Annotated in this window: 11 protein-coding genes; 4 read left to right on the top strand and 7 right to left on the bottom strand. The window is 72.8% G+C overall.

The features are described from left to right. From AC1MIR_RS26045 to AC1MIR_RS26060, 4 genes are all read right to left on the bottom strand, one after another. Window positions 1–885 (bottom strand): NAD-dependent epimerase/dehydratase family protein (locus tag AC1MIR_RS26045; RefSeq protein WP_480031087.1); only part of this gene is annotated, 885 nt, incomplete at its 3' end. 3 nt (window positions 886–888) lie between these two features. Then, a complete protein-coding gene (gene rfbB, locus AC1MIR_RS26050; RefSeq protein ID WP_480031088.1) occupies window positions 889–1,944 on the bottom strand; it encodes a dTDP-glucose 4,6-dehydratase in 1,056 nt (351 codons plus the stop codon). A 78-nt stretch (window positions 1,945–2,022) separates the two neighbouring features. Continuing rightward, a complete protein-coding gene (locus AC1MIR_RS26055; protein ID WP_480031089.1) occupies window positions 2,023–2,991 on the bottom strand; it encodes a potassium channel family protein in 969 nt (322 codons plus the stop codon). Then, entirely contained in the window at window positions 2,988–3,341 is a 354-nt protein-coding gene (locus AC1MIR_RS26060) for a RidA family protein (RefSeq protein WP_480031090.1), read from the bottom strand. The genes AC1MIR_RS26055 and AC1MIR_RS26060 overlap by 4 nt, the downstream gene beginning before the upstream one ends. 51 nt (window positions 3,342–3,392) lie before the next feature. Here AC1MIR_RS26060 and AC1MIR_RS26065 point away from each other — a divergent pair, with 51 nt between their 5' ends. Continuing rightward, a complete protein-coding gene (locus tag AC1MIR_RS26065) occupies window positions 3,393–3,890 on the top strand; it encodes a YqhA family protein (RefSeq protein WP_480031091.1) in 498 nt (165 codons plus the stop codon). Window positions 3,891–3,897: 7 nt separating this feature from the next. Here the strand turns inward: AC1MIR_RS26065 and AC1MIR_RS26070 are convergent, their stop codons facing one another. The 3 genes from AC1MIR_RS26070 to AC1MIR_RS26080 all read right to left on the bottom strand — a co-directional run bounded on the left by AC1MIR_RS26070 (window position 3,898) and on the right by AC1MIR_RS26080 (window position 5,822). Then, entirely contained in the window at window positions 3,898–4,764 is an 867-nt protein-coding gene (locus AC1MIR_RS26070; RefSeq protein ID WP_480031092.1) for a metal ABC transporter permease, read from the bottom strand. A gap of 159 nt (window positions 4,765–4,923) precedes the next feature. After that, complete coding sequence (locus AC1MIR_RS26075) at window positions 4,924–5,682, bottom strand: metal ABC transporter ATP-binding protein (RefSeq protein WP_480031093.1); 759 nt, start codon at window positions 5,680–5,682, stop codon at window positions 4,924–4,926. After that, window positions 5,679–5,822 carry a hypothetical protein gene (locus tag AC1MIR_RS26080; RefSeq protein WP_480031094.1) on the bottom strand — a complete coding sequence of 48 codons (144 nt, stop codon included), beginning with the start codon at window positions 5,820–5,822 and terminating at the stop codon, window positions 5,679–5,681. The genes AC1MIR_RS26075 and AC1MIR_RS26080 overlap by 4 nt, the downstream gene beginning before the upstream one ends. An 89-nt stretch (window positions 5,823–5,911) precedes the next feature. On the opposite strand from AC1MIR_RS26080, the gene AC1MIR_RS26085 reads away from it, so the two are divergent. From AC1MIR_RS26085 to AC1MIR_RS26095, 3 genes are all read left to right on the top strand, one after another. Then, on the top strand, window positions 5,912–7,207 hold the full coding sequence (locus AC1MIR_RS26085) for a DUF445 domain-containing protein (protein WP_480031095.1): 1,296 nt from the start codon (window positions 5,912–5,914) through the stop codon (window positions 7,205–7,207). Between the two features lie 148 nt (window positions 7,208–7,355). Continuing rightward, window positions 7,356–8,591, top strand: a complete 1,236-nt coding sequence (locus AC1MIR_RS26090) for a patatin-like phospholipase family protein (protein WP_480031096.1) — start codon at window positions 7,356–7,358, stop codon at window positions 8,589–8,591. Window positions 8,592–8,628: 37 nt separating this feature from the next. Continuing rightward, on the top strand, window positions 8,629–10,182 hold the full coding sequence (locus AC1MIR_RS26095) for an AsmA family protein (RefSeq protein ID WP_480031097.1): 1,554 nt from the start codon (window positions 8,629–8,631) through the stop codon (window positions 10,180–10,182). Window positions 10,183–10,189: the final 7 nt, after the last annotated feature.

The following is a 10,189-nucleotide window of genomic DNA, read 5'->3' on the forward strand; positions in this document are numbered from 1 at the left end:
GTCGTCGGCGGCGAAGCTGCCGATGTCGATGGGCGCCCGGTCGGCCGGGAATTCCTTGACCTCGTAGCGCCCGACGCCGCCATTCGCCGCGATCAGCCGCTCCGCCAGATCCTTCAGCGACAGCGGCGGCGAGCCGCCGAGGTTGAAGGCGCGCCCGCCCACCTGCGGCTCATGCGCATGCTGCGCGGCGCGCAGGAAGGCGTCCACCACGTCGTCCAGATAGGCCAGGTCGCGCAGCTGCTCGCCGCCCCACACCTCGAAGGGCTCGCCTTCCAGCACGCGGCGGATCCAGATGCCCAAAAAGGTCTGGCGGGCGTCCTTGATGCGCAGCCGCGGGCCGTAGCAATTGGTCAGGCGCAGCGAGACCACCGGGCGGTGATGCACGCGGTTCTCCAGCAGCCAGTACTGCTCGCCGGCCCATTTGGACACGCCATTCGCATCGGGCGGATTGACCGTGTGCTTCTCGTCCACCGGCAGGTATTGCGGCCGGCCGTAGAACTGGCGCGTCGAGGCATGCACCACCACCGCCTGCGGCGCCGCCTCCCGCAGCACCCCGATCAGCCGCACCTGCGCGACGGCGTTGATCGCGATGTCGGATACGGGGTCGCGCTGTCCGCCCATGTGGCTGGTCTGCGCCGCCATGTTGAACAGCACGTCGATGCCCTGGCAGAGCGAATGCAACTCGGCATCGCGGATGTCGCCGCGCACCAGCATCACGTTGCTGCCTTCCAGGTTCAGCGGGCTGGCGCCGCCATCGGCCACCATCGCGTCCAGCGCCACGACGCGCGCACCCTGCGCCGCCAGCGCATGGCAGATGCCGCTGCCGAGGAACCCGGCGCCGCCCGTCACCAGCACGCGCTTGCCGCGCCAGCTTTCGCCCGACATCGCCTAAGCCTTCCCCAGCCGCTGGCCGGCATAGCGCCGGGCGCGGATCGGCTTCCACCACGCCTCGTGATCCAGGTACCAGCGCAGCGTCTTCTCGAGCCCCGCCTCGAAATCATGCCGCGCGCGCCAGCCCAGCGCCGCCTCGGCGCGGGAGGGATCCATCGCGTAGCGGAAATCGTGGCCGGGGCGGTCCTTCACGAAGGTGATCAGCCGCTCGCGCGGGCCGGCGGGATCGGGCCGCAGCCGGTCCAGCGCCGCGCAGATCGCCTTCACCACCTGCAGGTTCGTGCGTTCCTGCCGCGGCCCGATGCAATAGGTCCCGCCCGGCTGCGCGGCGCCGAGCGCCGCGGCGCAGAGCGCCTCCGCATGGTCGTCCACGAAGATCCAGTCGCGCACGTTGGAGCCGTCGCCATAGACCGGCAGCGCGTTGCCCTCCAGCGCGTTCAGCGCAACCAGCGGGATGAGCTTCTCGGGGAATTGCCAGGGGCCGTAGTTGTTCGTGGTGTTCGTCACGAAGCTCGGCAGCCCGTAGGTGTGGTGCCAGGCCCGCACCAGGTGGTCCGACGCCGCCTTCGACGCGGAATAGGGGCTGCGCGGGTCATAGGGCGTCGTCTCGTCGAAGGGCGGGTCGCCATGCTCCAGCGCGCCGAACACCTCATCCGTCGAGACATGATGGAACCGGAATTCGTCTTTCGTTGGGCCGGCGAGCGCGGACCAGTGCGCGCGCGCGGCCTCCAGCAGCACCTGGGTGCCGACGACATTGGTGCGGATGAACTCGGCGGGGCCGTCGATCGAGCGGTCCACATGGCTCTCCGCCGCCAGGTGCATCACCACCTGCGGGCGCCATTCGGCGAAGGCCGCGCGCATCGCCTCGGCGTCGCAGATGTCGGCGCCGAGATGCACGTGCCGCCGGTGCCCGCGCGCTTCCTCCAGCGCCTCATGGCTGGCGGCGTAGGTCTCCTTGTCCACATTGACCACGACATGGTCGGTGGTGCGGATCAGGTGTCGGACGACGGCCGAGCCGATGAAGCCCAGGCCGCCGGTGATCAGGATATGCATCGCGTCGTCCAGCCCGGCCTCAATCTCGGCGCCGATTGCGGCGGAAGCGCGACCGGCCGGCGGCGGCCGGATGGTCGCTCATTCGCCGGGCGGAGCATGCCCCGGACCGTCCTCGCGGTCGAGACGCTGGCCTCGATCGGACCGGCTGCGGCGCGCGCGCAGGATCTCCGCCACGCCGAACAGCAGCAGCAGCTGGCCTGCCACCACTTCCATGCTGGCCAGCACGCGGATGCCGTCGTCATGCGGCTGGATGTCGCCATAGCCGACGGTGGACAGCGTCGCGACCGAGAAATGCAGCGAATCCGCGTAGCTGATGCGGATCGGCCCGTTCGGCCCGTTGAACAGCGGCCGCACCGACAGCTCGTCCGCGATCCGGTAGGCCGAGGCGAAGCCGACCACCAGCAGCGCATACATCAGCAGGAAGGCGACCGCCGGCACCACCAGGAAGCGCGCGCGGGCGGCGATCTCCTGCACGATCAGCGAGACATCCACCATCAGCCGCATCACGTCGCGCACCGCGACCGCGGCGATGATCGCGACGCCGCTCATCGCCGCCAGCAGCGCCAGCCCCTGCGCCGGGGGCGACAGGCGGTTGATCGGCAGCGCGAAGCAGACCAGCGCCAGCAGCGCCGAGGAGAGCAGCCAGCGCGAGGCATGCGGCAGGTGGTCCAGCTCATGCGTCGCCTGCCGTTCCGCCACCGATGCCAGCGCGCGGCGATGCCACAGCGCCATCGCCACGAAGCCCAGCATCGGCAGCAGGAAGCCGAGCGCGCGCGACCAGGGCGGCGCCAGCGGGAACTGCGCGTGGCCGAGCACGACGAACAGGCTCGCATAGATCGCGAGCCCCGCCGCCATGCCGAAGGCGAAGTGCAGCCCGCGCGGGAACAGCCCGTAGAGCACGCCGAGCCCGAGCGCGGCCGCGCCGATCACCGCGAAGGGGAACATCCGCCCCTCGTCGCCCACCCCCCAGGCCACGACGAAGGAGAGCGCCAGCGTGAACCCCATCGCCCTGAGCCAGGCGGAGCGCCGGGCCGCGGGGGGCGTCATCGCGGCGCCAGCGCCACGCCGGTGATCTCCACCTTCCAGGCCGGGTCCACCAGCGCCGCCTCGATCGTCATGCGCGCGGGCTTGTGGCCGGGATCGAGCCAGGCGTCCCAGGCGCGGTTCATCGCCGGCGCGTCGCGGATATCGGCCAGCACCACCGTCACGCTCAGCAGCGCGCGCTTGTCCGTGCCCGCCTCGGCCAGCAGCGCGTCGATCTGGCGCAGGATGTCGGCGGTCTGGCCCTCCGCATCCGCGGTCGCGTCGTCGGCGACCTGGCCGGCGAGCCAGACCAGGCCGCCCCCCACCACGGCGCCCGACAGGCGCGCCTCCTCGGCGATTCGGCGGATCGTCATGCTTCCCTCCGGTTGCGGGCTGCGGGTAAGTGTGCCCACCGGGAGACTGACATGCCGACCCTGATCGACAAGACCATCCTCGCCAGCCGCTGGCTGCTGGCGGTGTTCTTCCTCGGCCTCGCCGCCGCGCTGGCGGTCTATGCCGTGCGCTTCCTCTACAAGCTCTGGAAGTTCGCCGTCGGCGTGCTGACCACGGAGGACACGAAGCACCTGATCGAGCTGCTGCACCTGCTGGATTCGGCGCTCGTCGCCTCGCTGGTCGTGATGGTCGCGATCTCCTCCTACGACAGCCTGGTCTCCCGCCTGACCACCGACGAGACGGCGCGCAAGGCGTCCTGGGTCGCGACGATCGATCCGGGCAACCTGAAGGTGAAGCTGGCGACCGCGCTGGTCGCGATCTCCTCCATCCACATCCTCCAGATCTTCATGGAGCTCGACCAGTACGACGACCGCAGCGTCTTCTGGGCGCTGTTCCTGCACGGATCCTTCCTGGCCGGCGTCATCGTCCTCGGCCTGCTCGACAGGCTGCAGGGCAAGGGCGCGAAGTAGCGCGCCCTCACCCGGCCAGATGCGGCCGGCGGAGCAGCCGCGCCAGCAGCCCGTCCACCGGCCCCGCCGCCACCGACACCGCCCAGAGCAGCCCCGCCGTCAGCACGATGGCCGGGCCGGAAGGCAGGTCGAGATGATAGGACAGCAGCAGCCCCGCGAAGGCCGAGAGCGCGGCGATCCCGACCGCGGCATAGGCGAGGCCGGACAGCTCCCGCGACCAGTGCCGCGCCGCGACGGCGGGCAACATCATGAGCCCGACGGCCATCAGCGTGCCCATCGCCTGGAAGGCCGCCAGCACGTTCAGCACGACCAGCGCCAGGAACAGCATGTGCCACAGCCCGCCGCGCGCGCCCTCGGCCTGGGCGAAGGCCGGGTCGAAGGTCTCGAGCGCCAGCGGCCGCCAGGCCAGCGCCAGCGCCGGCAGGGTGATCGTGGCCACCCCCGCCATCAGCAGCAGCGCCGCATCGTCCACGCCCAGCACCTGGCCGAACAGCAGATGCGTGAGATCCCCGGTGTCGCCGCGCAGCGAGACCATGGTCACGCCGAGCGCCAGCGCGATCAGGTAGAGCGCGGTCAGCGAGGCATCCTCCCGCCCGCCGGTCGCGCGGGAGAGCGCCCCGGCGCCGAGCGCCACGATCAGCCCCGCGACCAGCCCGCCGAGCGACATCGCCGGCACCGAAAGCCCCGCGATGAGGAAGCCCGCCGCGATCCCGGGCGTCACGCCATGCGCCAGCACCTCCGCCGTCAGGCTGGTCCGCCGCAGCATGAGGAACACCCCGAGCGGCGGCGCCGCGACGGCCAGCGCCAGGCACCCGACCAGGGCACGGCGCATGAAGCCGAATTCGAGGAAGGGGCCGAGCAGGGCGTCAATCATGGGAAGGTGCGCGCGGCCCCCACCCCAACCCTCCCCCGCAAGCGGGAGAGGGAGTGAGATCGCGCCACAGCCTCCCTCTCCCGCGAAGCGGGGGAGGGTCGGGGTGGGGGTATTGTCGCATCGGCAACCCGCGGGCCTCGACAGCCCGCAACGCGAAATTCACGCCGCCCGCGCCGTGCAGGCGGGCGCCGCCTCGTCCCAGGCCTCGGCCATCATCCGCGCCTTCAGCCGGTTGGCCGCGCTCAGCACCTCGGCCGTCGGCCCGTAGGCGACCTTCTCGCGCGCCAGCAGCAGGCAGTCCGGGAATTCCTCCCGCACCAGGTCAAGGTCGTGCAGCACGGCCACCACCGTCCGCCCCTCGCCATGCCAGCGCTTCACCATCGCCAGCAGGTCGGCAGCGGTGCGCGCATCCACCGCGTTGAAGGGCTCGTCCAGCAGGATCAGCGCGGCATCCTGCACCAGCAGCCGCGCGAAGAGCAGGCGCTGAAACTGCCCCGCCGACATCGCGCCCACCGCCCGCCCGCCGAAGCCGCCGAGCCCCACCGCCTCCAGCGCCGCCTCGGCCCGCGCCTTGTCGTCCGCCGAGGCCGCGCGGAAGGCGCCGAGCCGCGACCACATGCCCTGCAGGACCACGTCGCGGCAGAGGATCGGGAAGGCCCGGTCCATCCCCGCCTGCTGCGGCAGCAGCGCCAGCCGCGCCGGGCGCCCATCCGCATGGGCGGCGCTGATCCGCCCCTCATCGGCCTTGTGCAGCCCGGCGATGGTGCGCAGCAGGGTGGTCTTGCCGGCGCCGTTCGGCCCGACGATGGCGGTCAGGCTGCCCGGCGCGAAGCGCGCCGAGACGTGATGCACCGCCGGGTGCCGGCGATAGGTCGCCGTCAGGTGCTCGATGCGGAGCTCGGGGCCGGGCCGCGTCACGCGCGCATCGCCCAGGCCACCGCCGCCCACAGCACCGCCAGCACGCCAGCCGCCATCGCCAGGCGCGCGCCGGCGCCGGCGGACAGCTCGAGCGGGTCGGAAGGCAGGAAGCGTCGCATGGTGACCGTATAACGTTGCATCCCTATAGACCGATGCCCAGGCGGGAGGGAAGGGGCCGAGGGAAGGGCCGGCTGGGCAAAGCCCTCGCCGCCGCCTAACTCGATGGGCGATGCGCGGCGAGACCGATCCTCTCCCCCCCTCCACCGACCCCGATGCGCCGCTGCGCCGGGCGCTCGCGCGGCAGCGCGCCGTGGCGACGGGGCTGCTGGCCGGCATGGGCGGGGTGCTGGTCGGCTCCTACTGGCTGCCCCCCGGCTACTGGACGGACATGCTCCAGGCCTCCGCCAAGGCCGGGCTGGTCGGCGGCATCGCCGATTGGTTCGCGGTGACGGCGCTGTTCCGCCACCCGCTCGGCCTGCCGATCCCCCACACCGCGATCATCCCCAACCAGAAGGAGCGGCTCGGCGGCGGCCTCGGCCGCTTCGTCGCCAACCACGTCTTCACCGAGGCCGAGGTCCGCCGCGTCCTCGCCCGCCTCGACCTCGGCAAGATCCTCCGCGACTTCCTGGCCGACCCGGAGGCCGTGCGGCCCGCCGCGGTGGCGCTCGCCGGCGCCATGCCCAAGGTGCTGGCGAGCCTGGAGGATGGCCGCGCGCGCCGCCTGCTGACGCGCCTCGTGCCGCGGCTGGCCGGCGGCCCGGGCTCGGCCAAGGTGGTCGCCCGCGCGCTGACCGCGCTGATCGAGGGCGGCCGCCACCAGGAGGTCTTCGGCCTCGCCGTCGGCCAGCTGAAGGCCGTGCTCACCGCCAAGGAGGACCAGCTCAAGACCGCGATCGAGGCCCGCGTCCGCGCCGAGGGCGGCAGCCTGGTCGGCTGGATCGCCGGTGCGGCCATCGCGCGGCGCGTGCTCGGCGCGCTGAACCACGAGCTCGATCGTGTCGAGCCGGGCGATTCCGATCTCCGACGCGCCTTCGAGGAATGGGTCCGCGCCGAGATCGCCCGCATGGAGCAGGATCCCGAGCGCGCCGCCGCGGTCGGCCGCGCCGTGCGGGAGGCGCTGGCGAACCCTGCGGTCGCCGCCTGGCTCGGCGACATCTGGGCGCGGCTGCGCGCCGCGATGGAAGCCGACGCCGCCAACCCCTCCGGTCGCACGGTGCAGGTGCTGGAGGGGATGCTCGGAAACCTGGGCAATGTCCTCGCAGAAGACCCGGCCGCGCGCGAGCGGCTGAACCGCGCGGCGGAGCGCGTGCTGCTGGCCCTGCTGCCCAATGCCCGCGCGCAGCTTGCGGAGTTCATCGCCGGCGTGGTCCGCAACTGGGACACCGCGACGGTGACGGAGAAGATCGAGCTGCGCGTCGGCAAGGATCTTCAGTACGTGCGCATCAACGGCACGCTGGTGGGCTTCCTGGTCGGCGGCGCGCTGTTCGCGCTGCTGACGGCGCTGTTCGGGCGGGTGGCGGTGTGACGGCGGGCGCCGCTCTGCTCCGCGCCGAGCCCGGCGCTGTGCCGGACGTTCCAGAAATGCGCGCTCGAGCGCCCTCCCGGTCTCCCGCCGGTTCTCGGCGGCGGATCGCCCGCGCATATTGTCGCCGAGCTTCCGAAGACGAGGGTCCGTGAAGGGCGAGCAGCACCACGCTCCGGTCCGCAGCACGCCGCGGCGTCGGCTGCTCGGTGCCGCGTTGGGTCTGGGCACCACCGCCATCCTGCCCGGCTGCGCGATCCCGGCGCGACTGACCGCCGTGCCGGCGGACCGCTGGCGGGAGGCGAGCGTCCTCGGGCTGGCCAATGAACGCTACCGGATCATCACGCCAGAGGGCCAGGCGGCGCTCGACCAGGAGGTCGTGGGCGCGCTCGCCCGCCGGCGCCGGGCGCTTGGCCTGCCCGAGGGTGCGCTGCTGCCGCAGCTGAACCTGCTCGCCGTCTCCGGGGGCGGGGAGAACGGCGCCTTCGGCGCCGGGCTGCTGAACGGCTGGACGGCGCATGGGACGCGGCCGGTCTTCGACCTGGCCACGGGCGTCTCCACCGGCGCGCTGACCGCGCCCTTCGCCTATCTCGGGCCCGACTGGGACGGCCCGCTGCGCGAGGTCTACACCGCGATCACGCCGGACCGCGTGCTGCGCCGCCGCCGCATCACGGCCGCGATCTTCGACGATGCGCTGGCTGACACCGCGCCGCTCTTCGAGACCATCTCCCACTACCTGAACGAGCGCATGCTCGCTGCCATCGCCGAGGCGTATGGGCAGGGCAGGCTGCTGCTGATCGGCACGGCCGACATCGACGCCCAGACCCCGGTCGTCTGGAACATCGGCGCCATCGCCGCCAGCGGGCATCCGCGTGCGCTCGACACGGTCCGTCGCATCCTGCTCGCCTCCGCCGCCATCCCCGGCGCCTTCCCGCCGGTCATGTTCGACGTGACCATCGACGGGGAGCCGCATCAGGAGATGCATGTGGATGGCGGCACCTTCGCACAGGCCTTCCTCTACCCGAGCGCCGTGACCAGCGCGCGCCGCGCGGCCCTTGCGCGGCGCCAGCGCGTGCAGCCGGCTCGCGCCTGGATCATCCGCAACGGCCGGCTGGACTCGGAATGGGCCACCGTGGACCGGCGCAGCGTCAGCATCGCGGCGCGCGCCATCTCCAGCATGATCGCGGCGAGCGGCTTCAACGATGCGGTGCGCCTCTACTTCCTCGCGCAGCGCGACCAGGTCGACTACAACCTGGCCTATATCGGCCGCGGCTTCACCACGCCGCTCGAGACGCCCTTCGATCCGGGCTACATGCGCGCGCTCTACGCCTATGGCTACGAACAGGCGCGGGCGGGCTTCGAATGGGCGAAGACCCCCCCGCTCTGATGCCGGTTGCCGCGCCGCGACAAGGCGGGGCGGCGCGGTGAGGCGCCTCGCGCGCCTTCTTCTGCTCGTCGCGCTCGGCTTGACGCTGCTCCCTGCCGCCATGCTCGCGGCGTTGCAGCTCGCGATCTCGCGCGGCGCCCTCACCTCGGAAGTGGATGCGGCGCTGGAGCGCACGATCGGGCGCGCGGTCTCGCATGGCGAGGTTTCCTTGCGGGCCGGCCTGCGGCCGCGCATCGCGCTGTCGGATGCCACCATCGCCAATCTCGCGGGCGGCTCCGAGCCCGATTTCGCACGGATCGGCCGGCTGGAGGTGACGCTCTCCCTGCTGCCGCTGCTCTCCCGCCGGGTGGAGATCCACAGCCTCCTGCTGGCGGATGCCGATATCCTGCTGGAACGCGACGGGGACGGACGCGCCAACTGGAGCTTCGGGCGCGACGACGCCGCGGCGCCGTCCTCTGGCCCGGCGGCCGGCTTGCGCATCGCCGCGCTCGAGATCGCATCCTCCCGCATCCGCCTTCCCGGTGCGCGGCTTGATCGGATCGAAATCGACAGCCTCACGCTCGCGCGCGACGATCCGAAGAATCCCGTGTCGCTGAACGGGCGCATCCGCCTGAACGGCGAGCCGCTCTCGCTGGAGGCGAGCCTCGGCGCCGAGGCGGATGGCGCGGTGCCGCTTTCCGCCAAGGTGACGGGGCAGGGGCTGCGGCTCGGCATGCGCGGCACCTGGCCGCGCGGCACCGACCAGCCATCCTGGTCGCTGGCGCTGGACGCGCAGGCGGAGCCGGGGACGATCCAGCGGCTGGCGCGCAGCTTCGCCCAGCGCGACCTGCCGCTGGAGCCCGGGCCGGTGGCGGTCGCGGCGCGGCTTGGCCCCGGCAGCCCCTTCCCGACCGTGTCGGACCTCAAGATCCGGATCGGCGCGACGGATGCCGGCCCCATACTGGCCGGTCTCCGCCTGACACGGGCGGAGTTGCACGCGGCCTCCTTCGAGGATGCCGTCGCCGTCTCGGCGCAGGGCCGCCGCGGCGGCGCCGAGCTTGGCCTGGTCCTGTCTCTGCCGTCGCTGCGCACGATGTTGCAGGCGCCGGCGGAGGAGCCCTGGCCCGTCGAGGCGACCATCACTTCCGGCCCGTCGCGGCTGACCTTGGCGGGAGATGTCCGGCGGGACCGGTCGCTGGCCGCGACGCCCTTCGAGGCGCGGCTCGTGACGCCCGATCTTGCGCGGCTTGGGCAGGCCTTCGGCGTGACGCTGCCGCGCCTCACCGGCCTCACCGCCTCGGCGCGGCTGTCCGGGCTTGCCACGCCCGCGCTGCGGTTGGCTGCGCTGAATGTCACCTCGCAGCCGCTGGAAGGGCAGGGTGAGCTGACCATCGGTGTCGCGTCCCGGCCGAGCCTTCGCGGCCGGCTGGCGATGCGCCGGCTCGATCTCGATGCCCTGGGCGGCAGTGCCGCCGCCGCCCCCCCCCCCCCCCGGCGGCCCGCGCCCCGTGGAGGGCTGCGCGGGGCCTGGCGCTGGAAGGGGGCGGCTGGAACACCCACGCCGCGGACTACCCGAACGGCCGCGGCATGGACCGCTTCGGCGAGCTGGTGATGCAGCG

The sequence above is a fragment of the Falsiroseomonas sp. RANM36 genome (assembly GCF_056682175.1).